The sequence below is a fragment of the Pseudomonas sp. Cab53 genome (assembly GCF_018325965.1).
GTDB lineage: Bacteria > Pseudomonadota > Gammaproteobacteria > Pseudomonadales > Pseudomonadaceae > Aquipseudomonas > Aquipseudomonas chlororaphis_E.
Window position 1 is genome coordinate 640,582 of record NZ_AP021902.1, and the last position, 26,906, is coordinate 667,487.

Below are 26,906 nucleotides of genomic sequence, written 5' to 3' on the forward strand. Positions count from 1 at the left end.
CGCCGCCCCTGTTCCGGGCCATGAAGCCGGGTGATGCGCCGCGCCACAAGGTCTGTGCCGATCTTGCACAGAGGCTGTGTCGATAAGGCGCTCCCCCTCCGATCCTCAAGGACGATTCCCATGAGCAGCCCCTCAACCCCCGCCATTGGCATGGACTTCACGTTCTCCCAGTACATGGCCCGCCAACGCATCGAAGCCCAGATCAACCTGCCGCGCCTGTTCGCGGCCATCGATGCGGACCCCAATATCGCCGGCGCAGGGGTGGTGTATATCGACTCTGAGTACAACGTGGTGACCCTGCGCGAGTTCAAGCCGATCTGCAGCATCGCGCCCAAGCGCGTGATTTTGCGCGAGGCCAAGAAGTACATCGCCCCGCAGCAGTTCATCGACCAGGTGAAAAGCAGCCCGCGGGAGTCGAAGCTCGGGGTGGAGGCGACCAATGCCGGCTTGTCCTGCGTCGCCGCCGTCATCGGTTGGGTGGTGGTGTTCAGTGGCAGCGTCGCCGTGCCCTTTACCGCTGGAGCCAGTGCCTGGGTGGTGGCTCTGGGCGTAGCTGCCGCGACGGCGAGTACCGCTCAATGTGTGATTGGCGGCGCGCGGGTCGCCAACGAACTGAACAACCCCACCGGCAATGATGAGATGAACGACGCCGACTGGTACAACATCGTCTCGCCGATCCTGGATGCGGTGTCCCTGGTGGGCGTGGGTGGCTCGGCCCTGACCACGGTTCGCCTGCTCAAGGCCAACAAGGCAGCCGCTACCGGAAAGAGCTGGTACCAGTTGCTCAAGGGGTTGAGCCGGCAGGAACGCAGCAAATTGACCAAGGAGTTGCTGACGCTCAAGGACCCGAGCCTGACCGCCAAGCTGCTCAAGTTACAGCAGCGGGCCGGAGCCCTGCCCAAACGCTATTCGTCCGCCGAAATCAGACACGCGACGCTGACCCAGATCAAGGACGCCTTGGGGGGGCCTTGGGTGTCATCGGGAGTTACACCAGCGACGGCCATGTGAAAACCGTGGCTGTCGGCCTGTACGAGGAGTTCACCGAATGATCGGCGGCGGATCGCTGAAGGGCTTCCTGGCCCGGTACTTCCCGGTGTTCATGGGCACCCTTTTGCTGGGCTGCTTTTGCGGGTCGATGCTGCTCTCGCTGGCCGGGACGACCTACTGGCGGGCCTTGGAACCCTCCACCAGGGCTGACTATGTCGGGTTCGGGACATTGGCCCTGGTGCTCGTCCTGGTGGGGGCCAATCTCCTGATCGTACGTGGGCGGGCCTGGGCCGTCTGGGGGGTCGCGGGGTATTTCCTGGCGTGCCTGGCCGCCGTGCTGCCGATGTTTGCCTACCGGCCGCACCAAGGCGTCTACCTGTTCGCCGTGCTACTGCCTCTACTGGGGTTGTTGTTGCTCAACAGCCAGCGCCACCGGGAAATGCGCCGCAAGCTGGTGGAGATTCGCCGCCAGCGCGAGTTGATCATCCAGGCCGCCAAGGGCCCGCGCTCCCGCCGCTGAGCCCACGTCCTCGCCACATTTATGTGCGGCCCTTTGCGCGAGAAAGCGGGCAACGTTCGGTTTTAGTGCTCTACTGCCTTGAGTAGACGAAGAAAGTGTCCGGCCTGCCTGCATGGCATAAGTCTTGCGCCGCTTTCGATAACGCCCAGGCTCGCAGGAGACACGCCGTGTCGATCCATGTTGCTTTGCACCACGTCACGCATTACCGCTACGACCGCGCCGTCGAGCTCGGGCCGCAGATCGTTCGCCTGCGCCCGGCGCCCCATAGCCGTACGCGGATTCTTTCCTATGCGCTGAAGGTCTCGCCCGACCAGCACTTCATCAACTGGCAGCAGGACCCCCAGGGCAATTACCTGGCGCGACTGGTGTTTCCCGAGAAAACCGAGGAACTGCGGATCGAAGTCGACCTGCTGGCGGAAATGGCGGTGTTCAACCCCTTCGACTTTTTCCTCGAGCCTTATGCCGAGAAGATCCCCTTCAGCTACGCCGCCGATGAGCGCAAGGAGCTGGCCCCGTACCTGGAAACCCTGCCGCTGACGCCGCGGTTGCAGGCTTACCTGGAGGGTATCGACCGCACGCCGCTGCCGGCGGTGGATTTCCTGGTGGCGCTCAACCAGCGCCTGAGCGAAGACATCAACTACCTGATCCGCATGGAGCCCGGCGTCCAGACTCCGGAGCACACCCTGGAGCAGGCCTCCGGTTCTTGCCGCGACTCGGCCTGGTTGCTGGTGCAACTGTTGCGCAACCTCGGCCTGGCGGCGCGGTTCGTGTCCGGTTACCTGATCCAGTTGACGGCCGATGTGAAGAGCCTCGACGGCCCGTCCGGGACCGAGGTGGACTTCACCGACCTGCATGCCTGGTGCGAGGTCTACCTGCCGGGCGCGGGCTGGATCGGCCTGGATGCGACGTCGGGGTTGTTCGCTGGCGAAGGGCATATCCCGCTGGCGTGCAGCCCCGATCCGTCCTCGGCGGCACCGATCAGTGGCCTGGTGGAACCGTGCGAGTGCGCGTTCAGCCACACCATGTCGGTCGAGCGCGTCTGGGAAGCGCCGCGGGTGACCAAGCCGTACACCGACGCGCAATGGCTGGCGATCCAGGCCCTGGGCCGGCAGATTGACGTGGATCTGCTGGAGGGCGATGTGCGCCTGACCATGGGCGGCGAGCCAACGTTCGTGTCCATCGACGACCCGGATGGCGCCGAGTGGAACACCGCGGCGCTCGGGCCGGACAAGCGCAGGCTGTCTGCCGAGCTGTTCGCTCGGATGCGCGACCACTATGCCCCCAAGGGCCTGGTGCATTTCGGCCAGGGCAAGTGGTACCCCGGCGAACAACTGCCGCGCTGGTCGCTCAATTGCTATTGGCGCCGTGACGGTGTGCCGATCTGGCACAACAGCGCACTGATCGCCGACGAGCAGCAGGACTACCAGGCTGACGGCGAGCTGGCGGGGCACTTCCTGACCCGCGTCGCCGAGCGCCTGAACATTCCCGCGCGATTCGTGTTCCCAGCCTACGAAGACAATTTTTATTACCTGTGGCGCGAAGGCGCGCTGCCTTCGAATGTCACGGCCCAGGACCCACGCCTGGAAGACCCTTTGGAGCGCGCGCGGCTGCGCAAGGTCTTCAGCCAGGGCCTGGACAAGGTGATCGGTCAGGTTCTGCCGTTGGCCCGTACCGCCAAGGGCGATCAATGGCAAAGCGGCCGCTGGTACCTGCGGGATGAGCACTGCCGGCTGGTGCCGGGGGATTCGCCCCTGGGCTATCGCTTGCCGTTGGCGTCGCAGCCCTGGGTCACGGCGGCCGAGTTCCCGTTCATCCACCCCACCGATCCGAACCAGGATTTTCCTGAGTTGCCCGACACCGAACGGTTGGCGCTGCACGGCAAAGCGGCCGTCGAACCGGATCGTGCGCCGCCGGTCGATGTCTCGGCCGATTGGCTGACCCGTACCGCCCTCTGTGCCGAGGCCCGCGACGGCCGGCTGTACCTGTTCATGCCACCGCTGGAGCGGGCCGAGGATTACCTGGAGCTGGTCAGCGCCATCGAGGCGACGGCGCAGGCACTGCACTGCCCGGTGCTGCTGGAAGGCTATGAGCCGCCGAGCGACCCGCGCCTGGGCAATTTGCGCATCACCCCCGACCCGGGCGTGATCGAGGTCAACGTGCAACCCTCGGCCACCTGGGACGAGTTGGTCGAGCGCACCGAGTTCCTCTATGAGCAAGCGCGACAGACCCGCCTGACCACCGAGAAATTCATGATCGACGGCCGGCACACCGGCACTGGTGGCGGTAACCATTTCGTACTGGGCGGTGCGACACCGGCTGACTCACCTTTCCTACGGCGTCCTGATCTGCTGCGCAGCCTGATCAGCTACTGGCATAACCACCCGTCGTTGTCCTACTTGTTTTCCGGATTGTTCATCGGCCCGACGTCCCAGGCGCCGCGGGTGGACGAGGCGCGCAACGACGCGTTGTACGAGTTGGAAATCGCTTTTGCGCAGATGCCCCAGCCGGGGGAGGAATGCCCGCCCTGGCTGGTTGACCGGTTGTTGCGCAACCTGTTGGTCGACGTGACTGGCAATACCCACCGCGCCGAATTCTGCATCGACAAGCTCTATTCCCCGGACGGTGCCACCGGCCGTCTCGGCCTGCTGGAACTGCGCGCTTTCGAGATGCCGCCTCACGCCCGCATGAGCCTGGTCCAGCAACTGTTGCTGCGGGCATTGGTGGCGCGGTTCTGGCGCGAGCCCTATGCGCCGGCGAAATTGGCGCGCTGGGGCACCGAACTGCATGACCGATTCCTGTTGCCGCACTTCATCGAGCAGGATTTTGCCGACGTCATCAATGAGCTGAACGCTGCCGGCTACCCGTTGCGCGCCGAGTGGTTCGCCGCTCACCTGGAGTTCCGTTTCCCCAAGGTTGGCGATTACGCGGTCAATGGCATCGAGTTGCAGTTGCGCCAGGCCCTCGAACCCTGGCATGTGCTCGGGGAGGAGGGCGCGGCGGGCGGCACTGTGCGTTATGTGGATTCCTCCCTGGAGCGCTTGCAGGTCAAGCTCAATGGCCTGGCACCGCAACGTTATGTGTTGACCTGCAACGGCGTGCCGGTGCCGCTGCACCCCACCGGTCGGGTCGGCGAGTTCGTCGCCGGGGTGCGTTTTCGCGCCTGGCAACCGGCCAACTGCCTGCAACCGACCATTCCGGTGCAGGCGCCGCTGGTCTTCGATGTGCTCGACACCTGGACGCAGCGTTCCCTGGGCGGCTGCCAGTATCACGTGGCGCATCCTGGCGGGCGCAACTACGAGAGCCTACCGGTCAATGCCAACGAAGCTGAGAGCCGGCGGATGGCGCGCTTTTTCCGGCTCGGGCACACGCCCGGGAAAATTCCGATACCGAGCCTGGCCGTGGATGATGAATTTCCGCTCACGCTTGATCTGCGGCGTTTCCATGGGGCCCCGAAAATGTAACGCACATCTCCTGTGGCGAGGGAGCTTGCTCCCGCTGGCTGCGAAGCAGCCCCTTTTTTGTGAGCGCTTCGCACGGGTGCGCCAGCCCGGTCAAGCGGGAGCAAGCTCCCTCGCCACGATGGTTCAAGGCTGAAATAGGTTGCCAGGCCCAAGGCAACACACATCTATCCGCGCGTCATCTGCTTGCGCTAGTCTGATCCTTCATTGCCGTCTGCCGAGCTTTCCATGCCTGACCTGCTTGACCGTTACCCGCTGACGACGGGCACCTATCACGAATTGCTGGACGACAGCGGTGCGGTGCGCCCGCACTGGCGACGGCTGCTCGACCAATTGCAACGCAGCACGCCGGCCCAGTTGATCCAGCGCCAGGCCCTGCTGGCGCGGCAGATCCAGGAAAACGGCGTGACCTACAACGTCTACGCGGACCCCAAGGGTGCGGATCGGCCGTGGGAACTGGACCTGCTGCCGCACGTCATCGATGCCCAGGAGTGGAAGCACCTGTCGGCCGGCATCGCCCAGCGCGGCCGCCTGCTCAACGCCGTGCTGGCGGATCTGTACGGGCCACAGCGGCTGATCAGCGAGGGCCTGTTGCCGGCGGAACTGGTGTTCGGGCACAACAATTTCCTCTGGCCCTGCCAGGGCATTGCCCAGCCGGGCGCCAACTTCCTGCACCTGTACGCGGTAGACCTGGCGCGCACACCCGATGGCCGCTGGTGGGTCACAGCGGATCGGACCCAGGCGCCGTCGGGGGCCGGGTATGCGCTGGAAAACCGCATGATCGTTTCCCGCGCGTTTCCTGAGTTGTACCGTGACCTCAAGGTGCGGCACCTGTCCGGCTTCTTCCGGACCCTGCAGGAAACCCTGGCACGCCAGGCGCCCAGCGATGGCGAGGCGCCGTTGGTGGTGCTGCTGACGCCGGGGCGGTTCAACGAAAGCTATTTCGAACACCTGTACCTGGCGCGCCAGCTGGGTTATCCGCTGGTGGAAGGCAGCGACCTGACCGTCCGGGACGCCACGGTCTACCTCAAGACCCTCAGCGGCCTGCGCCGGGTCCACGCCATCATGCGTCGGCTCGACGATGATTTCTGTGACCCGCTGGAACTGCGCACCGATTCGGCCTTGGGCGTGCCGGGGTTGCTGGAGGCGGTGCGCCAAGGCCGGGTGCTGGTGGCCAATGCCTTGGGCAGCGGCGTGCTGGAGTCGCCAGGGTTGTTGGGCTTTTTGCCGCAAATCAACCAGTACCTGTTCGGCGAAGCGTTGTTGCTGCCGTCGATCGCCACCTGGTGGTGCGGTGAGCCACCGGTGCTGGCCCAGGCCTTGGAGAAGTTGCCTGAACTGCTGATCAAGCCGGCGTTCCCCTCGCAGAGCTTCAACCCGGTGTTCGGCCGCGACCTGAGCGAACAGCAGCGTAGCCAACTGGCGGCGCGCATGCAGGCGCGTCCCTACGCGTACGTCGCCCAGGAGCTGGCGCAACTGTCCCAGGCTCCGGTCTGGCAGGCCGAGGACGGGCAGATCCAGCCCCGGGCCATTGGCATGCGCGTGTATGCGGTGGCCGGGAAGGATGATTATCGGGTGCTGTCCGGTGGCCTGACGCGCGTGGCCGCCGAGGCCGACGCCGAGGTGGTGTCGATGCAGCGCGGTGGCGCCAGCAAGGACACCTGGGTGCTGGCGGAGCAGGCACCGGGCGGCGAGCAGTGGGCCGCCCAGCGGACCGTAGGCGTCCACGACCTGGTTCGCCGTGACCCGTACCTGCCGTCGCGGGTGGTGGAAAACCTGTTCTGGTTCGGCCGCTACTGCGAGCGCTGCGACGACAGCGCGCGGCTGTTGCGGATCATGCTCGCGCGCTACGTCGACGGCGATGATCCGCAGGCCTTGCAGTCGGCGGTGGCCCTGGGCGAAAGCCTGATGTTGCTGCCCGACGAGGGCCAATTGCCCGAGCGGCTGCTGGCGGCCCTGCTGGGCGAGGACTGGTCGTTCAGCCTGCGCTCCAACCTGCAGCGCTTGCAGTGGGCGGCGTCCCAGGTGCGTGGGAAGTTGTCGCGGGAGAACTGGCAGGCGCTGGTTGAGCTGCAGCGCGAGGCCATGGAACTGGACACCGCCGAGCCGGATTTCGGCGAACTGCTGGACTTCCTCAACCGGCTGGTGATGTCCCTGGCGGCGTTGTCCGGTTTTGCCCTGGACGACATGACCCGCGACGAGGGCTGGCGCTTCCTGATGATCGGCCGGCGTCTGGAGCGCCTGCAATTTCTCAGCAGCAGCCTGGCGGCATTCCTGCGGGGCGAGGCCGTGTTCGATCAGGCCGGGCTGGAATGGTTGCTGGAGTTGGGTAACAGCAGCATCACCTACCGCTCGCGCTATTTGGCGGTGGCGCAACTGATCCCGGTGCTCGACCTGCTGTTGCTGGACGAGCAGAACCCCCATGCGGTGCTCTTTCAGTTGAAACTGGTGGCCCGCACCCTCAAGCGTCTCAACGATGACTTCGGCGCGCCCCGTGACGTTGCCTTGCCGGACCTGGTGACGCGCCTTTCACGCTTCGATTTGCGTTGCCTGGAAAACCCGTTGTTCGGCGAAACCAGCCTGCGCGCGGCGCTCGACGGGTTGGCCGACCTGCTCCAGGAAGTGGCCGATGTCAGCGGTCAGGTGTCCGATCGCCTGGCCTTGCGTCACTTTGCCCATGTCGATGATGTCAGCCAGCGCACGGTGTCCGTCTGATGAGCGCCCATTACCAGATTTTCCACGACACCCATTACCACTACGATAGTCCGGTTTCCCTGGCCCAGCAGCTCGCGCACCTGTGGCCACGGCCGTGTGAGTGGCAACGTTGTACCGAGCAGCAGTTGTTGATCAGCCCGGAACCGACCACCCGCCGCGATGAGCAGGACGTGTTCGGCAACCCGCTGACCCGGCTGGCTTTCGAGCGACCGCACGATGAGTTACAGGTCAACGCACGGTTGAGCGTCGAAGTGCTGGCCCGTCCTGAGCTGGATTTCAATATGTCCCCGGCCTGGGAGTCGACCTGCCAGGCCCTGAGCTACAGTGGCCGGCCGCTCACGGCCCCGGTGCTGGAGGCGTGCCGTTACCGCTTCGAGTCGCCCTATGTGCACCTCAAGCGCAGTTTCGTCGAGTTTTCCGCAAGCTGTTTCCCGCCGGGCCGGCCGTTGATGCTCGGGGTCCGGGCGTTGATGGAAAAGATTTTCCAGGAATTCACCTTCGACGCCGAAGCGACCCAGGTGGCGACGCCGTTGGTGGAGGTGCTGGAGCGGCGGCGGGGCGTGTGCCAGGACTTTGCCCACCTGATGCTGGCCAGTCTGCGCTCACGCGGGCTGGCGGCGCGTTACGTCAGTGGCTACCTGCTGACCCAGCCGCCACCCGGCCAGCCCCGCCTGATCGGCGCCGACGCGTCTCACGCCTGGGTGTCGGTGTATTGCCCGGTGCTGGGCTGGGTGGATTTTGATCCGACCAACAATGTGCAGCCGGCCCTGGAGCACATCACCTTGGCCTGGGGCCGCGACTTTTCCGATGTGTCGCCGTTGCGCGGGGTGATCCTGGGCGGCGGCAACCACGATCCCGAGGTGCGGGTGACGGTGATGCCGGTTGAGTCATAGGACGATCACTGTGTGGGAGCGGGCTTGCTCGCGCAAGCGGGTTGTCAGTCGATGACGAGGTCGCTGGCACACCGCCTTCGCGAGCAAGCCCGCTCCCACAGGCAAGGTATTCAATCGCGAGGAAAGCGTCATGTTCCCGGTTTCCATCAAAGGCGTCCTGCAATCCCCCGAAGGCCTGGTCGTGCTGATGCTCAATGAGCGAGACGAGTGGGAATTGCCCGGTGGGCGGATCGAGCTGGGCGAGACGGCGCCGCAATGCCTGGCGCGGGAGATCGCCGAGGAGCTGGCGGTCGATGTGAGCGTGGGCGAGCCGCTGGACACGTACCTGTTCGAGGTGATTCCCGGCAAGCACGTGTTCATCGCCACCTATCGCTGCCAGCTACAGGGTGGTTTCGTGCCGACGATCAGCCATGAACACAAGGAGATTGGTCTGTTCGAGCCGAGCCGGTTGCCGGCCAACCTGCCGCAGGGCTATCGCCAGTCGATTGGCCGGGCATTGGGTTCGTAAGGCCGGCAGCGGGGCTGCCGACCCAGGACACAGGACCGGCGGGCCAGGAGGGATCAGGCGTCAGACGCCGGGTCTTTCGGTGCGTCACCTTCGTCGGTGGTCATGTCGCTTTCGGCGTCGTGGCTCAGTGCCGCTTCTTCAGCCGAGGCTTTCTTGCGCTGCAGCTTTTCCTCTTTCTTCTGCTCCTTGGCCAGGTCTCTCTGACGTTTGGCGAAGGAATAATTGGGTTTGGCCATGGGCGTTCCTCTGGGGTCGAAGGGAGGTAGAGCGGCGCGTATTCTGCCCTGTATCGGGGCCGAGCCGTTAGCGGGGTTTTTGTTCGGCCCACTTCGGCTGCACCGAGGGTTGCCATTCGTCCAGCGCGTCGAGCAGGTCATGGGCCGATTCGCTCACTTGCAGCATGTCACGATGCGGCGCCCGGACGAAGCCTTCGCCGACGATGTGGTCGAGGAAACCGGTCAGTTTGCTGTAGAACCCGTTCACTTCCAGCAGGCCCAGCGGTTTGCCGTGATAGCCGAGCTGGCCCCAGGTCCAGACCTCGAACAACTCTTCCAGCGTGCCGAGGCCGCCGGGCAGGGCGATGAAGGCATCGCTGAGTTCGGCCATGCGCGCCTTGCGGGCATGCATGCCGTCCACCACCTCCAGGCGGGTCAGGCCGGCGTGGCCGATCTCCTTGTCCTTCAGGCTTTGGGGAATGATGCCAATGACTTCACCGCCGGCCGCCAGGGCCGCGTCGGCAACGATGCCCATCAGGCCGACGGCACCGCCGCCATAGACCAGTGTCAGCTTGCGCTCGGCCAACGCCTTTCCCAGGGCCTGCGCCGCTTCACGGTAGGCGAGATGGCTGCCGGTGCTGGCGCCGCAAAATACACAAACAGATGCAATGGACATGCTTTACTCCGTGGGTCGATGACCGTTGCAGAGTAAAGCCTCGTCACGGGTGTGCAAAGGCGCTTAAGGTCTTAGCCTTCGCGCTGGGGTTTTTCGTAGGTGCCACTGGCGCCGCAGGCGTAGGCGGCGAGCAAGCTGCACAACAGGCTGTTGAGGTTCATGGTGGACGCTCCAGAGGTTGATGGAGCCGATCATAGGGCTGGCTCGTGCATCTGGCTGGTTGATTGTGTCCATCAGGCTGATAGCCTTAAGTTGTATACAATGTTTGATTCAGGTCATAGGAACTTGTCTGAAATTAAGGCAGTCTTCCCCTTTGAAGGAATTTTCTAACCATGCCTTGGAGATTCACGATGTTTGCCAAACTTGTTGCGGTATCCCTGTTGACGCTGGCCAGCAGCCAACTGATGGCAGCGGAGTGCAAGACCACGATCGATTCCACCGACCAGATGTCCTTCAGCAACAAGGCCATCGAAATCGACAAGAGCTGCAAGACATTCACCGTTGAACTGACCCATTCGGGCAGCCTGCCGAAAAACGTCATGGGCCATAACTGGGTCCTGAGCAAGGAAGCCGACATGCAGCCGATCGCGACCGATGGCCTGGGGGCTGGCATCGACAAGAACTACCTGAAAGACGGTGACGCCCGCGTCATTGCCCATACCAAAGTGATCGGTGCCGGTGAAACAGACTCGGTGACCTTCGACGTGTCGAAGCTCGATGCGGCTGAAAAATATGGTTTCTTCTGCTCGTTCCCGGGCCACATTTCGATGATGAAAGGTACTGTTACCCTGAAATAATTTCTGTGGGAGCGGGCTTGCTCGCGAAGGCGGCCGGACATTCAACATAGATGCCACAGATACACCGCCTTCGCGGGCAAGCCCGCTCCCACAAGGGATTGGCAGTGAACACAAATGCTGTGCACGCCGCAGCTTCCATGTGGGAGCGAGCTCGCTCGCGAAGACGGCGGCGCCATCACCGGGTGGTTGGCTGACCGCCCGCTGTCACGAGCAGGCTCGCTTTCACGCGATCATGGCGCGTACGGCAGAACCCGTTTGTGCTCGGTCTTGCGGTAGGTTTCGCAGATGATCCGGGCGGCGTCTTCGCGGATGGTCTTGCCATGCAGGAAGGCGTCGATCTCGCCGTAAGTCACGCCGTGGGCGGCTTCGTCGGGTTTGCCGGGGGAGAGGTCCTCGAGGTCGGCCGTGGGGACTTTCTCCACCAGCGATTCCGGCGCGCCGAAGTCACGGGCGATGGCCCGGACCTGGTTTTTCACCAGGCCGCTCAGCGGGGCCAGGTCGCAGGCGCCGTCACCGAACTTGGTGAAGAACCCCATCACGGCTTCGGCCGCGTGGTCGGTGCCGATCACCAGGCCATGTTCGGCACCGGCGATGGTGTACTGCGCCACCATGCGCATCCGCGCCTTGGTATTGCCCAGCACGAAATCCCGCGAGCCCGGTGCCTTGCCTTCGAAGGCCAGCACCTCTTTGGCCAGCGCCTTGACCGCCGGGCCGATGTTGACGGTGTGGCGTTCGTCCGGTTCGATGAAGTCCACGCAGGCTTGTGCTTCGTGCTCGTCGAACTGGGTTTCGTAGGGCAGGCGCACGGCGATGAACTTGTAGGCCGGGTTGCCGGTTTTCTCCCGCAGTTCACGCACCGCCCGTTGGGCCAGCAATCCGGCGGTCAGCGAATCGACTCCGCCGCTGATGCCCAGCACGAGGGACTTGAGCCCGGAATTGACCAGGCAATCCTGGATGAAGCCCACCCGCCGTGCGATTTCAGCCTTGAGGGCCGCGTCATCGGCGAACGGTGGCTGGACGTTGAGTTGTTCAGCAATCTCACGCTGTACGGCTTGCATGAATTCACTCCTTGCTAGAGGGGTCGATAAGGTCGGCAGGTACTTGGAAAACATGTCGCATGTAGGCGACGAAATTGGGGTCCTTGCAGTGGGTCTTGCCGGGCTCGTCGGAAATCTTGGCCACGGGTTGCCCGTCACAACTGATCATTTTAAGTACGATGCTCATTGGCTCTACACCTGCAATGTCGCAGGTCAGGTTGGTGCCAATACCGAAGCTGACATTAATGCGACCACGCAATGCGCGGAAAATCTCCAGGCATTTGGGCAGGTTCAGGCTGTCGGAGAACACCAGGGTCTTGCTCATCGGGTCGATGCCCAGCTTGTGGTAGTGGGCGATGGCCTTTTCGGCCCAGATCACCGGGTCGCCGGAGTCATGGCGCAGGCCGTCGAACAGCTTGGCGAAGAACAGGTCGAAATCCGCCAGGAATGCGTCCATGGTGATGCAATCGGTCAGCGCGATCCCCAGCAGGCCCCGGTACTCGCGCACCCAGCAGTCGAGGGCGGCGATCTGGCTGTCGATCAGCCGCGGGCCCAGTTGCTGGTGCGCCATGATCCATTCGTGGGCCATGGTACCCAAGGGTTTCATGTCCAGCTCCCGGGACAGGTGCACGTTGCTGGTGCCGACGAAACGTCCGGGGAAATCATGCTTGAGCACGTTCACCACTTCTTCCTGGACGCGGTAGGAAAAGCGTCGCCGGGTGCCGAAGTCCGCGACCTGCAGTTCGGACAACTCGTCGGCGCTGGCATTGGCGGTCAGCCAGTCGAACTTGCGGTACAGCTGCTCCCGCGCCTGTTCCAGGACTATTTCCCGGTAGCGATAGCGGTTGCGCACTTCGCTGACGATGGCCAGCAGCGGTACTTCGAACAGGATCACGTGCAGCCACGGCCCCCGCAGGCGGATGAACAGCTCGCCGTTGTCGATGCCGGTGTGCACGTACCGCAGGTTAAAGCGAAACAGGCCCAGGAAGCGCAGGAAGTCCGGCTTGAGAAAGCTGATGCGTTCCAGGAACCCCAATTGATCGGCGCTCAGGCTCAACTCGGCCAGGCGCTCGATCTGGAAGCGGATCTCCGCCAGGTAGGGGCGCAAGTCTTCGCTGTTGCGGCAACGAAACTCCCATTCGACTTCAACGTTGGGGTAGTTGTGCAGCACCGCCTGCATCATCGTCAGTTTGTAGAAGTCGGTGTCGAGCAGGTTCTGCACGATACGATCGGCAAATACACTCTCGCTCATGGCGGGTCTCCAGGCAGGTCGCTGCGTCGGGCAGCGGGGTGCAGCGGTTTGTTGAAAAGGTTAGTGGCGCATAACCTGGATGGGTATTGCCAGTGTTTTTTAGTCCCGCAGATCTTTGTGGCGAGGGATGCAGTTAATGTGGCAGATCCGGGTTGCCGATCTGTTCAAGCATCCATTCCACAAACGACTTCACCTTGGGCACCTCCGCCGAGTGCTCGGGGTAGGCCAGGTAATAGGCGCTGGTGCTGGGCATCGCGTGTTGCCAGGGGATGACCAGTTTGCCGTCGGCCAGTTCTTCTTCCACCAGAAAACGCGGCAGCAGCGCCACACCGCAGCCGACCTGGGCGGCGCGGATGCACATGTAGAAGGTTTCGAAGCGTGGCCCGTGATAGCTGTGTTCGGTGTGGTAGCCCTGGCTGTCGAACCAGTCGTGCCAGGCCTGTGGGCGGGAGGCGTTCTGCAGCAGGACCAGGTCGGCCAGTTGGGTCGGGTCGCTGAAGGGCCGTTCGGGCAGGCTGCCGGGGGCGCAGACCGGTACCAGTTCTTCGCTGAACAGTTTCAGGGATTCGGAACCGGGTCGTGAGCCCTGGCCGAAATAAAAGGCCAGGTCGCTGCGTCCTTGCAGCAGGTCGTCGGCTTCCTGTTCGCTGCACAGGTCCAGATGAATCGTCGGATGGCGCAGCCGCCAGCCCTTCAGGCGCGGGACCAGCCAGCGAGCACCGAAGGTCGGAGGCGTGGAAACCCGCAGGACTTCAGTGTCGCCGCCGTAGGAACGCAGGTAATGGGTGGACATCTCCACCTGCGTGAGGATTTTTCGCACTTCACCCAGGTACAACTCGCCGGCCGGCGTGAGTTGCAGGCGGCGGCGAACGCGCCGGAACAGCAAGTGTTGCAACAGTTCTTCCAGTTGCGCGACCTGCTTGCTGACGGCGCTCTGGGTCAGGTGCAGTTCTTCGGCGGCGCGGGTGAAACTCAAGTGCCGCGTCACCGCTTCGAAGCATTGCAGCGCCGTGATCGATGGCAAATAGCGTTTGTTGAGCATGGTGAGGCCTTGTTTCCGGTCGCTCTGCCTGGGCAGCATGAATAAACGGAATGATATCTCGCTTAATGGTCGTTTGTTGCCAAGTCTCGCGCCAGCTACAACTACAGTCCTGATCAGCCGTCTTCGTCCGGTTGCCGCCTATTGTCTTTTGCGTGAGGAATTTTCCATGGTTGCTGCATTGCTTGATCGTCTCGGTGTCGACTCGGCCCTGTACCAGAACGGCACCCAGCCGGTGCATTCACCTATCGACGGCAGCCGCATCGGCGCCGTGAACTGGGAAGGTGCCGCTGAAGTCGAGCAGCAGGTCAGCCGTGCCGAGCATGCCTTTGACCTGTGGCGCCAGGTGCCGGCGCCGCGCCGTGGCGAACTGGTGCGTCAATTCGGCGACCTGTTGCGCCAGTACAAGGCCGACCTTGGCGAACTGGTGTCGTGGGAAGCCGGCAAGATCACCCAGGAAGGCCTGGGTGAAGTGCAAGAGATGATCGACATCTGCGACTTCGCCGTCGGCCTGTCCCGCCAGTTGTACGGCCTGACCATCGCCTCCGAGCGCCCGGGCCACCACATGCGTGAATCCTGGCACCCGCTGGGCGTGGTCGGGGTCATCAGCGCGTTCAACTTCCCGGTGGCGGTCTGGGCCTGGAACACCACCCTGGCCCTGGTGTGCGGTAACGCGGTGATCTGGAAACCTTCGGAAAAGACCCCGCTCACCGCCCTGGCCTGCCAGGCGCTGTTCGAGCGCGTGCTGAAGAACTTCAGCGATGCGCCGCCGTACCTGAGCCAGGTGATCATCGGCGGCCGCGACGCCGGTGAAGCGTTGGTGGACGATCCACGCGTGGCGTTGATCAGTGCCACCGGCAGCACCCGCATGGGCCGCGAAGTCGCGCCGAAAGTCGCCGCGCGCTTTGCCCGCAGCATCCTCGAACTGGGCGGCAACAACGCCATGATCCTCGCGCCGAGCGCCGACCTGGACATGGCCGTGCGCGCGATCCTGTTCAGCGCCGTCGGCACCGCCGGCCAGCGTTGCACCACGTTGCGCCGGTTGATCGCCCACGAGTCGGTGAAGGATGAAGTCGTCACCCGCCTCAAGGCCGCCTATTCGAAAGTGCGCATCGGCCATCCGCTGGAAGGCAACCTGGTCGGGCCGCTGATCGACCAGCACAGCTTCGACAACATGCAGGATGCGCTGGAGCAGGCCCTGAGCGAAGGCGGGCGGGTGTTCGGCGGCAAGCGCCAGCTCGAAGACCAGTTTCCGAATGCCTATTACGTGTCGCCCGCCATCGTCGAGATGCCGGAGCAGAGCGACGTCGTGCGCCACGAAACCTTCGCGCCGATCCTGTACGTGGTCGGCTACAAGGACTTCGCCGAGGCCCTGCACCTGAACAACGCCGTGCCCCAGGGCCTGTCGTCCTGCATCTTCACCACTGACGTGCGTGAAGCCGAACAGTTCATGTCGGCGGTGGGCAGCGACTGTGGCATCGCCAACGTCAACATCGGCCCGAGTGGCGCGGAAATCGGCGGCGCCTTCGGTGGCGAGAAAGAAACCGGCGGCGGTCGCGAATCCGGTTCCGACGCCTGGCGCGGCTACATGCGCCGCCAGACTAATACCGTGAACTACTCGCTGGCGCTGCCGTTGGCCCAAGGGATTACCTTCGACTGAGGTTGTTAGGGGCGGATTTTCAATTCGTGGAGATCCTTTGTGGGAGCGAGCTTGCTCGCGATAGCGGTGTGTCAGTCACATAGTCGTTGAATGTGCCGCCGCTATCGCGAGCAAGCTCGCTCCCACGCTGAATAGTGTGATGGTTGGGTTTTTCGGAGTCTGGCAATGCCGTTACGCGAAGAATGTCTGTGGGAAAAACTGACGCCGCAAAGGCCTGAAAATACTTCGCTCACCGGGGAGATTACAGCCGATGTCTGCGTGATCGGCGCCGGCTTCACCGGGCTGTCGGCAGCCGTGCATTTGCTGGAGCAGGGCAAGCGCGTTGCGTTGCTGGAGGCCCATCGGGCCGGGCATGGAGGCTCGGGGCGCAACGTCGGGCTGGTGAACGCCGGCCTGTGGATCCCGCCGGACGAGATCGAGGCCGGGTTCGGCGAAGCGGTGGGCAGCCAGCTCAATCGCATGCTGGGGGCCGCGCCAGCCCTGGTGTTCAGCCTCGTCGACAAATACAACATCGACTGCCAGTTGCGCCGCGAAGGCACCCTGCACATGGCCCATAACGCCCGGGGCGAGGCTGACCTGCGCAGTCGCGAAGCCCAATGGAAGCGCCGTGGCGCCCCAGTGGAGCTGCTCACCGGGCAAGCCTGCGTCGAGGCCACGGGCACCTCGAAAATCGCCGCCGCCTTGCTCGACCGACGCGCCGGCACGCTCAACCCCATGGCTTACGCCAGCGGCCTGGCCAAGACGGCCAGGGACCTTGGCGGGCAGTTGTTCGATCACTCCCCGGTCACCCGCCTGGAGCGCCAAGGCCAGCGCTGGTCGGTGCAAACGGCCCAGGGCTCGGTGCTGGCCGAGCAGGTGGTGATCGCGTCCAACGCCTACACCGAAGGCGACTGGACCGAGCTGCGGCGCAACTTTTTCCCAGGCTATTACTACCAGGTCGCCTCGGTCCCGCTGACCGACGACGCGGCCCGGCGCATCCTGCCGGGCGGACAGGGTTCGTGGGACACCCGCCAGGTCTTGAGCAGCATTCGCCGGGACAAGGACGGTCGCTTGTTGCTCGGCAGCCTGGGCAATGGCAACCGCAAGCCGACCTGGTTCCTCAAGGCGTGGGCCGACCGGGTACAGCGCCACTATTTTCCCTATCTCAAGCCCGTGGAGTGGGAATGCACCTGGACCGGGTGCATTGCCTTTACCCCGGATCACCTGATGCGCCTGTTCGAGCCGGCTCCTGGGCTGGTGGCCGTGACGGGCTACAACGGGCGCGGGGTGACCACCGGGACGGTGGTCGGCAAGGCCTTCGCCGACTACCTTTGCCAGGGCGACGCGAAGGCGCTGCCGATCCCCTTCGCGCCCATGCAGCCGCTGGCCGGCGTGGGGTTGCGCAGTTGCCTGTACGAGGCGGGTTTTTCGCTGTATCACGCGGGCCAGTGCCTGCGGATCGTCATCTGAGTGTAGAAAAATGTTACCGCGCGCCGCGTTTTCCGGCGCAGCGGCTAGCCTGTTATGGTGCGGGTTGTAGCAGTTGCGCACCGCCAGTGTGCAGTTCGGTGACGCAGGATGTTACAGCGTGGTTGCACGTCGTTTCGTACGATGGTTGCAATGATGGCTCATGGAGGGTTTCACCCACATAAATGCAAGGTTGCACCTTGTGCGGTTTAGACGGTTGCACGCCCTATGAAAAAGGGCCCGAAACAGTCGAAATAACAATAAAGCAGCGACTTTTTTCAGAATAAAAAACCGATGGCACGGCCCTTGCTCTGAGCTTCTCAGTGAAATGAAGTCGCAGTGAAATGAAGTCGCAGTGCCAACTAAAAAAAACCTTGGAGCACCACCTCATGTCCCAGACGTTTTACAAGAAAGGCTTCCTGGCCCTCGCAGTGGCAGCTGCGCTGGGTGTGTCCGCGTTTGCGCAGGCTGATGTGAAATTCGGTGTGGCGGGGCCAATGACGGGGGCCAATGCGGCCTTCGGCGAGCAATACATGAAAGGTGCCCAGGCGGCCGCTGATGTCATCAACAAGGCCGGTGGCGTCAACGGTGAGAAAATCGTCCTGGTCGCCGGCGACGACGCCTGCGAACCCAAGCAGGCCGTGGCCGTGGCCAACCGCCTGGTGGACCAGGACAAGGTGATTGGCGTGGTCGGGCACTTCTGCTCGTCCAACACCATCCCGGCCTCCGAGGTCTATGACGAGGCGGGTGTCATCGCCATCACCCCAGGCTCGACCAACCCGGCAGTGACCGAGCGCGGCCTGAGCGCGATGTTCCGCATGTGCGGGCGTGACGACCAGCAGGGCATCGTGGCCGGCGACTACATCGTCGACGTGCTCAAGGGCAAGAAAGTCGTCGTGCTGCACGACAAGGACACCTACGGCCAGGGCCTGGCGGATGCCACCAAGGCACAGCTGGAGAAGCGTGGCGTGAAGGCCGTGCTGTATGAAGGCCTGACCCGTGGCGAGAAAGACTTCAGCGCCGTGGTCACCAAGATCCGGGCGGCCGGTGCCGACGTGGTCTACTTCGGTGGCCTGCACCCGGAAGCCGGCCCGCTGGTTCGCCAACTGCGTGAACAAGGCCTCAAGGACGTGAAATTCATGTCCGACGATGGCATCGTCACCGACGAACTGGTCACCACCGCCGGCGGCGCGCAATACGTCGATGGCGTGTACATGACCTTCGGCGCCGATCCGCGCCTGCTGCCAGACAGCAAGGCCGTGGTGGACGCTTTCCGGGCCCAGGGCGTCGAGCCTGAAGGCTACACCCTGTACGCCTACGCGTCGGTCCAGGCGCTGGCCGCCGGTTTCAACGGTGCCAAGTCCAACAAGGGCGAGGACGCGGCCAAGTGGCTCAAGGCCAATCCGGTGCAGACCGTCATGGGCAAGAAAGAGTGGGACGCCAAGGGTGACCTGAAGGTCTCCGACTACGTGGTCTACCAGTGGGACAAGGACGGCAAATACCATCAGTTGGAAAAACAGAAATAATTGAAGGGATAACGGCTTGTGGCGAGGGAGCTTGCTCCCTCACCACGATCGTCCTTCCCGGGCTAAGACCCACCTGTCTTTTCTCTCGAAAGCTGCGCACACATCGTGCCGCGTCGGCGGCTGAACCCCGGTCCGTCGCCGCGTTGTGCGTGCAGCCTTTCAAATGCGTGAGATCGCGTTATGGATGGTATTTTCCTGCAGCAACTGATCAACGGCCTGACCCTCGGGTCGGTCTATGGTCTGATCGCCATCGGCTACACAATGGTCTACGGCATCATCGGCATGATCAACTTCGCCCACGGCGAGGTTTACATGATTTCCGCTTACCTCGCGGCAATCAGTCTGGCTCTGCTGGCTTACTTCGGTATCGAATCCTTCCCGCTGATGATCCTCGGCACCCTGGTATTCACAGTCGTGGTCACCGGGGTCTACGGCTGGGTCATCGAACGCGTCGCCTACAAACCCCTGCGCAACTCCACCCGCCTGGCACCGCTGATCAGTGCCATCGGTATCTCGCTGATCCTGCAGAATTACGCCCAGATCAGCCAGGGCGCCCGCCAGCAGGGCGTGCCGACACTGCTCGAAGGCGCCATGCGCGTCGACATCGGCAGTGGTTTCGTGCAACTGACCTACACTAAGATCTTCATCCTGGTGGCGGCGTTTGCCGGGATGGCCCTGCTGACCTACATCATCAAGTACACCAAGCTGGGGCGCATGTGCCGCGCCACCCAGCAAGACCGCAAGATGGCCTCGATCCTGGGGATCAACACCGACCGGGTGATTTCCTACGTGTTCATCATCGGTGCCGCCATGGCGGCCCTGGCCGGCGTGCTGATCACCATGAACTACGGCACGTTCGACTTCTATGCCGGCTTCATCATCGGCATCAAGGCGTTCACCGCGGCGGTGCTCGGCGGCATTGGCTCCCTGCCTGGGGCGATGCTCGGCGGAATCATCCTCGGGATCTCCGAGTCGCTGTTCTCCGGTCTGATCAACTCTGACTACAAAGACGTGTTCAGTTTCTCGCTGCTGGTGCTGATTCTGATTTTCCGTCCCCAAGGCCTGTTGGGTCGCCCACTCGTGGCGAAGGTATAAGTATGTCTGCTGCCAATAAACCGATTGATATCAAACAGAGCGTCATCGACGCGATCCTGGCCGGGCTGATCTCGCTGATCGTGTTCGGGCCGATTGTCGGCGTGGTGCTCGACGGCTACAGCTTCAACCTGCAACCGGCCCGCGTCGGCTGGCTGGTGGCGATCGTGATGATCGGGCGCTTTGCCTTGAGCCTGTTCCTGCAAACGCCTCGGGGCCTGAAGGTGCTCCAGGGTTTCGAAAGCTCCGGCTCCGGCGTGCACGTCCTGCCACCGGACTACAAGTCGCGCCTGCGCTGGATCATCCCGGCACTGATCGTGATCGCCATCGTGTTTCCGTTCTTCGCCAACAAATACGTGCTCACGGTGGTCATCCTCGGGTTGATCTACGTGCTACTGGGCCTGGGCCTGAACATCGTGGTCGGCCTGGCGGGGCTGCTCGACCTGGGCTACGTGGCGTTCTACGCCATCGGCGCCTATGGCCTGGCGCTGGGTTACCAGTACTTGGGCCTGGGTTTCTGGACGGTGCTGCCCCTGGCGGCGATTGCGGCGGCGATGGCCGGCTGCATATTGGGGTTCCCGGTGTTGCGAATGCACGGTGACTACCTGGCGATCGTGACCCTGGGCTTCGGCGAGATCATCCGGCTGGTGCTCAACAACTGGTTGTCGTTCACGGGCGGGCCCAACGGCATGCCAGTGCCGTCGCCGACGTTCTTCGGCCTGGAGTTCGGGCGAAGGGCGAAGGACGGCGGGGTGCCGTTCCATGAGTTCTTCGGTATCGATTACAACCCGAACCTGAAATTCCTGTTCATCTACATCGTGCTGTTCATCGTCGTGATGCTGGTGCTCTACATCAAGCATCGCCTGACCCGTATGCCGGTCGGGCGTGCCTGGGAAGCCCTGCGCGAAGATGAAATCGCCTGCCGCTCCATGGGCCTGAACCACGTGCTGGTCAAGCTCTCGGCGTTCACCATTGGCGCCTCCACGGCCGGCCTGGCCGGGGTGTTCTTCGCCAGCTACCAGGGGTTCGTCAACCCTTCGTCATTCACCTTCTTCGAGTCGGCGCTGATCCTGGCGATCGTGGTGCTCGGTGGCATGGGTTCGACCGTGGGCGTGGTGATCGCGGCGTTCGTGCTCACCGTGGCGCCGGAGTTGCTGCGCAGTTTCTCCGAGTACCGGGTGCTGCTGTTCGGCGTGTTGATGGTGTTGATGATGATCTGGCGACCTCGCGGCCTGATTCGTATCAGCCGTACCGGTGTGACGCCGCGCAAGGGGGTAGCGCCATGAGCGAAGTCGTACTTTCCGTAGAAAACCTGATGATGCAGTTCGGTGGCATCAAGGCCCTCAGCGACGTCAGCCTGCAGGTCAAGCGCAACTCGATCTTCGCCCTGATCGGCCCCAACGGCGCGGGCAAGACCACGGTGTTCAACTGCCTGACCGGCTTCTACAAAGCTTCGGGCGGCAGGATCGAGCTCAACGTGCGTGGCGAGCGGACCAACGTCATCAAGCTGTTGGGCGAGGCCTTCCGGCCGACCGACTTCGTGTCGCCGAAATCCTTCGCCAGCCGGCTGTACTACAAGATGTTCGGCGGGACCCACCTGGTGAACCGCGCCGGCCTGGCCCGGACGTTCCAGAACATCCGCTTGTTCAAGGAAATGTCGGTGCTGGAAAACCTGCTGGTGGCCCAGCACATGTGGGTCAACCGCAGCCTGTTGGCCGGCATCCTCAACACCAAGGGCTACCGCAAGGCTGAAAGCGATGCCCTGGACCACGCCTTCTACTGGTTGGAAGTGGTGGACCTGGTGGATTGCGCCAACCGCCTGGCGGGCGAGCTTTCCTACGGCCAGCAACGGCGCCTGGAAATTGCCCGGGCCATGTGCACTCGTCCGCAGATCATCTGCCTGGACGAGCCGGCGGCCGGCCTCAACCCTCAGGAAACCGAAGCGCTGAGCGCGATGATCCGGCTGCTGCGCGACGAGCATGATCTGACCGTGGTGCTGATCGAACACGACATGGGCATGGTAATGAGCATTTCCGACCACATCGTGGTGCTGGACCACGGCAACGTCATCGCCGAGGGCGGTCCGGAGGCGATTCGCAACGATCCGAAGGTGATCGCGGCCTACCTGGGCGCCGATGAAGAGGAATTGGTATGAGTACACCGATCCTCGAACTCAAGGAACTGGACGTGTTCTACGGGCCGATCCAGGCCCTGAAGAAAGTCTCGATGCACATTGGCGAAGGCGAGACCGTGAGCCTGATCGGCTCCAACGGTGCCGGCAAGTCCACGCTGTTGATGTCGATCTTCGGCCAGCCGCGCGCGGCCGGCGGGCAGATCATCTACCAGGGCGTGGACATTACCCACAAGTCGTCCCACTACATCGCGTCCAACGGCATTGCGCAGTCGCCGGAGGGGCGCCGGGTGTTCCCCGACATGACCGTCGAGGAAAACCTGCTGATGGGCACCATTCCCATCGGTGACAAGTACGCCAGCGAAGACATGCAGCGCATGTTCGAGCTGTTCCCGCGGCTCAAGGAGCGGCGCAACCAGCGGGCCATGACGATGTCCGGTGGCGAGCAGCAGATGCTCGCCATCGCCCGGGCACTGATGAGCCGGCCGAAGTTGTTGCTGCTCGACGAGCCGAGCCTGGGTCTGGCGCCGATCGTGGTGAAGCAGATCTTCTCCACCCTGCGGGAGCTGGCGTCCACGGGGATGACCATCTTCCTGGTGGAGCAGAACGCCAATCACGCCCTCAAGCTGTCGGACCGGGCCTACGTGATGGTCAACGGTGAAATCCGCCTGACCGGCACCGGCAAGGAACTGCTCGCCAACGAAGAGGTGCGCAACGCGTACCTGGGCGGGCATTGAAGCGGCTGCTGTAATGGAAAAACCGGCGAGAGATCGCCGGTTTTTTTATCCCTCCAAACCACCACCCAACTTGTGGGAGCGAGCGTGCTCGCGATGGCGGCAGGTCAGCCGACATCGATGTTGATTGAACCAAGGCTATCGCGAGCAAGCTCGCTCCCACAGGAGGCTTTGTATGTTTTTCACAATTGTGGAAAACCATTCTGAACCCTTGCCAAACCGCGACATAAAGTCGCCGCAAACAGTTGTTTTGTCACACTTTTGACTTGTCCCCGTTTGCTGTGGAACTGGCTGTGGGTAACGTGGGAGTAGCTGGCTGAAAGCCTTTGATTACGGGGCCTGCAGAGCGGTGGTCATTTTTCGATCAGGTGTTTTTGATGGCGCGGCGGTGGCAGTTGTCAACACTTTTATGCGCTTGGGCGAGGCTGCGCAAAACGCTGGGCAAGCCTGTGGATAAGTCTGTGACTAAACTCTGGAAAGACCGCGCGAAGGGCCGTAGTTACTGGCTTGGAGCCATCGCCTAGTTGGCCGCTGGCTTATAGCAGAGATCCTGAACTGCACAACCGTTGTTGCGGGGTCAAGCGAAAAAAATTTCCAAACACCCCGCAAAGCCTTGTGCACAGCGGCCTGGCGCTTGTGCAGTTGCCCCCGGTTACTGTGGACGTGCCTGTGGATAAGGTGCGGGCAACCGGCTGTAGCCCTTATTCCGCGAGGCTTGGCGCCAGTTGGTTGTTTTATGATCAATGTTGGGGGCAGTCGACGGGGTTTCACAAGCCTTGCCCCTGCCATGTCGGGCGGGCATGCTGTGGGCCGATTTTCATTTCAATGAGCGGTTCAAGCCCAAGCAAGGAGAACACGATGTCCAACACCCTGTTTATCACCGGCGCGACGTCCGGTTTTGGTGAAGCCTGCGCCCGTCGTTTTGCCGAGGCCGGTTGGAAACTGGTGCTGACCGGTCGTCGTGAAGAACGCCTCAATGCCCTCTGCGCCGAGTTGTCGAAGCAGACCGAGGTCCACGGCCTGGTGCTCGACGTACGAGACCGCAAGGCCATGGAGGAAGCCATCGCCAACCTGCCGCCGTCGTTCGCCACGCTGCGCGGGCTGATCAACAACGCCGGCCTGGCCCTGGGCGTCGACCCGGCCCCCAAGTGCGACCTCGATGACTGGGACACCATGGTCGACACCAACGTCAAAGGGCTGCTCTACAGCACTCGCATGCTGCTGCCGCGCCTGATCGCCCATGGCCGTGGCGCCGGAATCATCAACCTGGGCTCCATCGCCGGTAACTACCCGTACCCGGGCAGCCACGTGTACGGCGCGAGCAAGGCGTTCGTCAAACAGTTTTCCCTGAACCTGCGTTGCGACTTGCAAGGCACGGGCGTGCGGGTGAGCAATATCGAGCCGGGCCTGTGCGAAAGCGAGTTCTCGCTGGTGCGCTTCGGTGGTGACCAGGACCGCTATAACGCCACCTACGCCGGGGCCGATCCGATCCAGCCGCAGGATATCGCCGAAACGATTTACTGGGTGCTCAACACGCCGGCGCACATCAACATCAACAGCCTGGAGTTGATGCCGGTGAGCCAGACCTGGGCCGGGTTTGCCATCGAGCGCAACAAGGCCTGACCGCTGAGTTGGGGGGGGCGGTTGATGGAAACCTGTGGCGAGGGAGCTTGCTCCCGCTGGACTGCGAAGCAGGCCCAGGATTTTGCGACTGCTTCGCAGCCGAGCGGGAGCAAGCTCCCTTGCCACAAACGCATTACGCCAGGCAGTCGGCCAACCCGAGATAGCAGGTCATGAGGTGATAGGGCGTGGTGGACGGCATGTCCCGCCGGCTGACGATGCCATCGGCATCCAGGCATTCGTTCCAGCCCTTGGCATGCAGGAAGTGTTGCTGCAGGGCCTTTAGCTGCGGCAGCAAAGCCTGCTGACCGTCCGCACGTAAGGTCAGTGCGCGCAGGTATTCGGCCTGGGCCCAGATGCGCTGGGTCGCGTCCCGCGGGGCGGCATGCGGCTCTAGGCTCAGCATCGCGCAAACCGCGCCGGACTTTCGGTCTACGCCACGTTGCTCGCTGTATTCGAAGCTTCGTTCAAGGGCCTTGCGCAGCTTGCCGTCACGCAACAAGGGCGACGATGCGAGTAAGTAATACCATTCGAACTGGTGCCCTGGCTCGAACCAGTTATCCACAGACTTGAGCGGTTTCTCCATCATCACGCCCAGCGTCGGTTCGATGAAGCGCTTGAGCATCCCGTCGCACAGGCTCGACAACGCTTGCTGCACGTGGGCGTCTTCGCGAACCGAAAGGGTGGCAAGAAACGCTTCGGCCAAGTGCATCAATGGATTTTGCAGCGGGCCCGATTCCAGGGTTGACCAGTCGCGCCCGAGGCTGGCTTCGTAGAGGCCGTCGCCGGTGGCAAAGCGTCGGGCGATGACCTCCAGGGCGGCGTTGAGCACCGACTCCACCAGTGGCTCGCGCACCTTGTCCCAGTAGTGGGCGCAGGCGAACAGGATAAAGGCGTGGGTGTAGAGATCCTTGCCGGTGTCCAGCGGCGCCCCTTGCGGGTCGATGCTGTAGAACCAGCCGCCGTGCTCGGCATCGTGGAAGTGCCGCTGCAGCGAACGAAACAGCGCGCTGGCCCGTTCCTCGGCCTGGGGCACTTCGCCAATCAGGCTGGCAAACACGTACAACTGGCGTGCACAGGCCATGGCGCGGTAGCGCTGGGGCGGCAGTGGCACATGGTGGGCGTCCAGGGATTCATAAGGCAATGCCAGTTCGCTGTTCCAGCCCGGGCCTTGCCACATGGGCACGATCACCTCGTGAAAATGCCGGCGCACCGTGGCGAACAGGGTGATCAATTCAGGCGGCAGGGCGGGGCGGGAAGCATCAGGCATTGGCGAGCGTCGTCACGGCTGGGGGCGATTGCGCGACATGGTAGCAGAGTGGCAGGGGCGAGCGATGCAGTGCCTTCAAGGGCCCCTTCGCGGGCAAGCCAGTCAACCTGCCAGTAGCCAGACCCCAGTCCCCGCCGAAGCGGCTCCGGCCAGCCGCACCAGTGGCGCTGCTGCCCGTGGCAATACACGCACCACCGCGAAACCGGCGCCATGCAGTACCGCCGTGGCTGCGACGAACCCTGCCGCGTAGGCCCAAGGGCTCGACATGTCTGGCAGCTCCAGTCCATGGGCCACGCCATGGAACAACGCAAACAGCGCCGTTGCCGCCATCGCCAGGCTCAGGGGTGGGCGCACTGCCAAGGCCACCGCCAGCCCGAGGGCCAGTACCGAGGCGGCGATTCCACTTTCCATGGCCGGCAGTTCCAGCCCTTCAAAACCCAGCAAGCCGCCGATCAGCATCGTGCCGACGAACGTGCAGGGCAGTGCCCAGCGTGCCGCGCCCTGTTGTTGGGCCGCCCACAAACCGACCGCCAGCATGGCCAGCAGATGGTCGAGGCCGCCAATGGGGTGGCCGAGGCCGGCGATCAGGCCATTGTCGCCATGGCCGGGGTGGGCGAAGGCCAGCGCTGGCGCCAGCAGCAGGGCAAGGGTGGCGAGGATGCGTTTGAATGTCATGAAGCGGCTTCCTTGTTGAAAAGTCGAAGAATCAGGCGGCGGTCAGCAGGCCTTGGCGTTCGATGAATGCGATGATTTCGTCCAGGCCCTGGCCGGTTTTCTGGTTGCTGAACACAAAGGGGTTGCCGTTGCGCATCCGCCGAGTGTCGCTGTCCATCATCTCCAGGGATGCGCCCACCAGCGGCGCCAGGTCGATCTTGTTGATCACCAGCAGGTCGGATTTGCAGATGCCCGGCCCGCCCTTGCGCGGCAGCTTGTCCCCGGCCGAGACGTCGATCACGTAGATGGTCAGGTCCGACAGCTCCGGGCTGAAGGTCGCCGAGAGGTTGTCGCCGCCCGATTCCACCAGGATCAGGTCCAGGCCCGGAAAACGCCGGTTCAACTGGTCCACCGCCTCCAGGTTGATCGAGGCGTCTTCGCGAATTGCCGTGTGCGGGCAGCCGCCGGTTTCCACGCCGATGATCCGCTCCGGCGCCAGGGCTTCGTTGCGCACCAGGAAATCGGCGTCTTCGCGGGTGTAGATGTCGTTGGTGACCACCGCCAGGTTGTAGCGCTCGCGCAGCGCCAGGCACAGGGCCAGGGTCAGGGCGGTCTTGCCGGAGCCCACCGGGCCGCCGATGCCGACGCGCAAAGGTTGTGTATTCATGTGTGTCTC

General features: G+C 63.2%; 22 protein-coding genes and 1 pseudogene. 15 read left to right on the forward strand and 8 right to left on the reverse strand.

Annotated features, from left to right (window positions below):
- Window positions 1-120: 120 nt before the first annotated feature.
- From KI241_RS02720 to KI241_RS02745, 6 genes and pseudogenes are all read left to right on the forward strand, one after another.
- Window positions 121-1,049 (forward strand): annotated as a pseudogene (locus tag KI241_RS02720) (NAD synthetase).
- Window positions 1,046-1,507 carry a hypothetical protein gene (locus KI241_RS02725; RefSeq protein ID WP_047736050.1) on the forward strand — a complete coding sequence of 154 codons (462 nt, stop codon included), beginning with the start codon at window positions 1,046-1,048 and terminating at the stop codon, window positions 1,505-1,507. The pseudogene KI241_RS02720 and the gene KI241_RS02725 overlap by 4 nt, the downstream one beginning before the upstream one ends.
- A 167-nt stretch (window positions 1,508-1,674) precedes the next feature.
- Window positions 1,675-4,968 (forward strand): transglutaminase family protein, encoded by a 3,294-nt coding sequence (locus KI241_RS02730; protein ID WP_212803327.1) that lies wholly within the window; start codon window positions 1,675-1,677, stop codon window positions 4,966-4,968.
- Window positions 4,969-5,193: 225 nt separating this feature from the next.
- A complete protein-coding gene (locus KI241_RS02735; RefSeq protein WP_042731292.1) occupies window positions 5,194-7,680 on the forward strand; it encodes a circularly permuted type 2 ATP-grasp protein in 2,487 nt (828 codons plus the stop codon).
- Window positions 7,680-8,573 carry a transglutaminase family protein gene (locus KI241_RS02740; protein ID WP_042731291.1) on the forward strand — a complete coding sequence of 298 codons (894 nt, stop codon included), beginning with the start codon at window positions 7,680-7,682 and terminating at the stop codon, window positions 8,571-8,573. Before KI241_RS02735 ends, KI241_RS02740 begins: the two co-directional genes overlap by 1 nt.
- Before the next feature lie 130 nt (window positions 8,574-8,703).
- On the forward strand, window positions 8,704-9,081 hold the full coding sequence (locus tag KI241_RS02745) for an NUDIX domain-containing protein (RefSeq protein ID WP_042731290.1): 378 nt from the start codon (window positions 8,704-8,706) through the stop codon (window positions 9,079-9,081).
- Between the two features lie 53 nt (window positions 9,082-9,134).
- Here the strand turns inward: KI241_RS02745 and KI241_RS02750 are convergent, their stop codons facing one another.
- Both KI241_RS02750 and KI241_RS02755 read right to left on the reverse strand, forming a co-directional pair.
- Window positions 9,135-9,317: a hypothetical protein gene (locus KI241_RS02750; RefSeq protein ID WP_042731289.1), complete on the reverse strand. Its 183-nt coding sequence runs from the start codon at window positions 9,315-9,317 to the stop codon at window positions 9,135-9,137.
- A gap of 67 nt (window positions 9,318-9,384) precedes the next feature.
- Window positions 9,385-9,972: a TIGR00730 family Rossman fold protein gene (locus tag KI241_RS02755; RefSeq protein ID WP_042731288.1), complete on the reverse strand. Its 588-nt coding sequence runs from the start codon at window positions 9,970-9,972 to the stop codon at window positions 9,385-9,387.
- Between the two features lie 350 nt (window positions 9,973-10,322).
- Here KI241_RS02755 and azu point away from each other — a divergent pair, with 350 nt between their 5' ends.
- Window positions 10,323-10,769 carry an azurin gene (gene azu / locus KI241_RS02760; protein WP_042731287.1) on the forward strand — a complete coding sequence of 149 codons (447 nt, stop codon included), beginning with the start codon at window positions 10,323-10,325 and terminating at the stop codon, window positions 10,767-10,769.
- A 230-nt stretch (window positions 10,770-10,999) separates the two neighbouring features.
- Here azu and nadE read toward each other — a convergent pair whose 3' ends face one another.
- The 3 genes from nadE to gcvA form a co-directional block, all read right to left on the reverse strand.
- Complete coding sequence (gene nadE / locus KI241_RS02765) at window positions 11,000-11,827, reverse strand: ammonia-dependent NAD(+) synthetase (protein WP_042731286.1); 828 nt, start codon at window positions 11,825-11,827, stop codon at window positions 11,000-11,002.
- 4 nt (window positions 11,828-11,831) lie between these two features.
- Window positions 11,832-13,058, reverse strand: coding sequence for a nicotinate phosphoribosyltransferase (gene pncB, locus KI241_RS02770; protein WP_042731285.1), 1,227 nt, complete (start codon window positions 13,056-13,058; stop codon window positions 11,832-11,834).
- A 133-nt stretch (window positions 13,059-13,191) separates the two neighbouring features.
- Window positions 13,192-14,100 (reverse strand): LysR family transcriptional regulator, encoded by a 909-nt coding sequence (gene gcvA / locus KI241_RS02775; RefSeq protein WP_042732627.1) that lies wholly within the window; start codon window positions 14,098-14,100, stop codon window positions 13,192-13,194.
- Between the two features lie 166 nt (window positions 14,101-14,266).
- Between gcvA and KI241_RS02780 the strand changes: the two genes are divergently transcribed.
- The 8 genes from KI241_RS02780 (at window position 14,267) to KI241_RS02815 (ending at window position 24,309) form a co-directional block, all read left to right on the forward strand.
- Window positions 14,267-15,757 (forward strand): aldehyde dehydrogenase family protein, encoded by a 1,491-nt coding sequence (locus tag KI241_RS02780; RefSeq protein ID WP_280529454.1) that lies wholly within the window; start codon window positions 14,267-14,269, stop codon window positions 15,755-15,757.
- Window positions 15,758-15,922: 165 nt separating this feature from the next.
- The gene (locus KI241_RS02785; protein ID WP_123579452.1) at window positions 15,923-17,206 is read left to right on the forward strand and encodes an FAD-binding oxidoreductase; all 1,284 of its coding nucleotides are present in this window, start codon (window positions 15,923-15,925) and stop codon (window positions 17,204-17,206) included.
- A gap of 386 nt (window positions 17,207-17,592) precedes the next feature.
- On the forward strand, window positions 17,593-18,729 hold the full coding sequence (locus tag KI241_RS02790) for a branched-chain amino acid ABC transporter substrate-binding protein (RefSeq protein WP_047736046.1): 1,137 nt from the start codon (window positions 17,593-17,595) through the stop codon (window positions 18,727-18,729).
- 180 nt (window positions 18,730-18,909) lie between these two features.
- Complete coding sequence (locus KI241_RS02795) at window positions 18,910-19,824, forward strand: branched-chain amino acid ABC transporter permease (protein WP_042732182.1); 915 nt, start codon at window positions 18,910-18,912, stop codon at window positions 19,822-19,824.
- Between the two features lie 2 nt (window positions 19,825-19,826).
- Window positions 19,827-21,107 (forward strand): high-affinity branched-chain amino acid ABC transporter permease LivM, encoded by a 1,281-nt coding sequence (gene livM, locus KI241_RS02800; protein ID WP_042732181.1) that lies wholly within the window; start codon window positions 19,827-19,829, stop codon window positions 21,105-21,107.
- A complete protein-coding gene (locus KI241_RS02805) occupies window positions 21,104-21,976 on the forward strand; it encodes an ATP-binding cassette domain-containing protein (protein ID WP_042732180.1) in 873 nt (290 codons plus the stop codon). The genes livM and KI241_RS02805 overlap by 4 nt, the downstream gene beginning before the upstream one ends.
- The gene (locus KI241_RS02810) at window positions 21,973-22,689 is read left to right on the forward strand and encodes an ABC transporter ATP-binding protein (protein ID WP_042732179.1); all 717 of its coding nucleotides are present in this window, start codon (window positions 21,973-21,975) and stop codon (window positions 22,687-22,689) included. Before KI241_RS02805 ends, KI241_RS02810 begins: the two co-directional genes overlap by 4 nt.
- Window positions 22,690-23,544: 855 nt before the next feature.
- Window positions 23,545-24,309 carry an SDR family oxidoreductase gene (locus KI241_RS02815; protein ID WP_212803329.1) on the forward strand — a complete coding sequence of 255 codons (765 nt, stop codon included), beginning with the start codon at window positions 23,545-23,547 and terminating at the stop codon, window positions 24,307-24,309.
- Window positions 24,310-24,442: 133 nt separating this feature from the next.
- Here the strand turns inward: KI241_RS02815 and KI241_RS02820 are convergent, their stop codons facing one another.
- The 3 genes from KI241_RS02820 to ureG form a co-directional block, all read right to left on the reverse strand.
- Window positions 24,443-25,576 (reverse strand): AGE family epimerase/isomerase, encoded by a 1,134-nt coding sequence (locus KI241_RS02820; RefSeq protein WP_042732587.1) that lies wholly within the window; start codon window positions 25,574-25,576, stop codon window positions 24,443-24,445.
- Window positions 25,577-25,678: 102 nt separating this feature from the next.
- Complete coding sequence (locus KI241_RS02825) at window positions 25,679-26,251, reverse strand: HupE/UreJ family protein (RefSeq protein WP_047736045.1); 573 nt, start codon at window positions 26,249-26,251, stop codon at window positions 25,679-25,681.
- Window positions 26,252-26,282: 31 nt separating this feature from the next.
- Window positions 26,283-26,897 carry an urease accessory protein UreG gene (gene ureG, locus KI241_RS02830; RefSeq protein WP_042732585.1) on the reverse strand — a complete coding sequence of 205 codons (615 nt, stop codon included), beginning with the start codon at window positions 26,895-26,897 and terminating at the stop codon, window positions 26,283-26,285.
- Window positions 26,898-26,906: the final 9 nt, after the last annotated feature.

What these genes read in the sequence shown, in the direction of transcription:
- KI241_RS02825 (WP_047736045.1), bottom strand. Translation starts at nt 26,251, where the DNA reads ATGACATTCAAACGCATCCTCGCCACCCTTGCCCTGCTGCTGGCGCCA.
- KI241_RS02725 (WP_047736050.1), top strand. Translation starts at nt 1,046, where the DNA reads ATGATCGGCGGCGGATCGCTGAAGGGCTTCCTGGCCCGGTACTTCCCG.
- ureG (WP_042732585.1), bottom strand. Translation starts at nt 26,897, where the DNA reads ATGAATACACAACCTTTGCGCGTCGGCATCGGCGGCCCGGTGGGCTCC.
- KI241_RS02785 (WP_123579452.1), top strand. Translation starts at nt 15,923, where the DNA reads ATGCCGTTACGCGAAGAATGTCTGTGGGAAAAACTGACGCCGCAAAGG.
- KI241_RS02820 (WP_042732587.1), bottom strand. Translation starts at nt 25,576, where the DNA reads ATGCCTGATGCTTCCCGCCCCGCCCTGCCGCCTGAATTGATCACCCTG.
- KI241_RS02810 (WP_042732179.1), top strand. Translation starts at nt 21,973, where the DNA reads ATGAGTACACCGATCCTCGAACTCAAGGAACTGGACGTGTTCTACGGG.
- KI241_RS02780 (WP_280529454.1), top strand. Translation starts at nt 14,267, where the DNA reads ATGGTTGCTGCATTGCTTGATCGTCTCGGTGTCGACTCGGCCCTGTAC.
- KI241_RS02735 (WP_042731292.1), top strand. Translation starts at nt 5,194, where the DNA reads ATGCCTGACCTGCTTGACCGTTACCCGCTGACGACGGGCACCTATCAC.
- azu (WP_042731287.1), top strand. Translation starts at nt 10,323, where the DNA reads ATGTTTGCCAAACTTGTTGCGGTATCCCTGTTGACGCTGGCCAGCAGC.
- KI241_RS02740 (WP_042731291.1), top strand. Translation starts at nt 7,680, where the DNA reads ATGAGCGCCCATTACCAGATTTTCCACGACACCCATTACCACTACGAT.
- livM (WP_042732181.1), top strand. Translation starts at nt 19,827, where the DNA reads ATGTCTGCTGCCAATAAACCGATTGATATCAAACAGAGCGTCATCGAC.
- gcvA (WP_042732627.1), bottom strand. Translation starts at nt 14,100, where the DNA reads ATGCTCAACAAACGCTATTTGCCATCGATCACGGCGCTGCAATGCTTC.
- KI241_RS02790 (WP_047736046.1), top strand. Translation starts at nt 17,593, where the DNA reads ATGTCCCAGACGTTTTACAAGAAAGGCTTCCTGGCCCTCGCAGTGGCA.
- KI241_RS02795 (WP_042732182.1), top strand. Translation starts at nt 18,910, where the DNA reads ATGGATGGTATTTTCCTGCAGCAACTGATCAACGGCCTGACCCTCGGG.
- KI241_RS02755 (WP_042731288.1), bottom strand. Translation starts at nt 9,972, where the DNA reads ATGTCCATTGCATCTGTTTGTGTATTTTGCGGCGCCAGCACCGGCAGC.
- KI241_RS02805 (WP_042732180.1), top strand. Translation starts at nt 21,104, where the DNA reads ATGAGCGAAGTCGTACTTTCCGTAGAAAACCTGATGATGCAGTTCGGT.
- KI241_RS02745 (WP_042731290.1), top strand. Translation starts at nt 8,704, where the DNA reads ATGTTCCCGGTTTCCATCAAAGGCGTCCTGCAATCCCCCGAAGGCCTG.
- nadE (WP_042731286.1), bottom strand. Translation starts at nt 11,827, where the DNA reads ATGCAAGCCGTACAGCGTGAGATTGCTGAACAACTCAACGTCCAGCCA.
- KI241_RS02750 (WP_042731289.1), bottom strand. Translation starts at nt 9,317, where the DNA reads ATGGCCAAACCCAATTATTCCTTCGCCAAACGTCAGAGAGACCTGGCC.
- KI241_RS02815 (WP_212803329.1), top strand. Translation starts at nt 23,545, where the DNA reads ATGTCCAACACCCTGTTTATCACCGGCGCGACGTCCGGTTTTGGTGAA.
- pncB (WP_042731285.1), bottom strand. Translation starts at nt 13,058, where the DNA reads ATGAGCGAGAGTGTATTTGCCGATCGTATCGTGCAGAACCTGCTCGAC.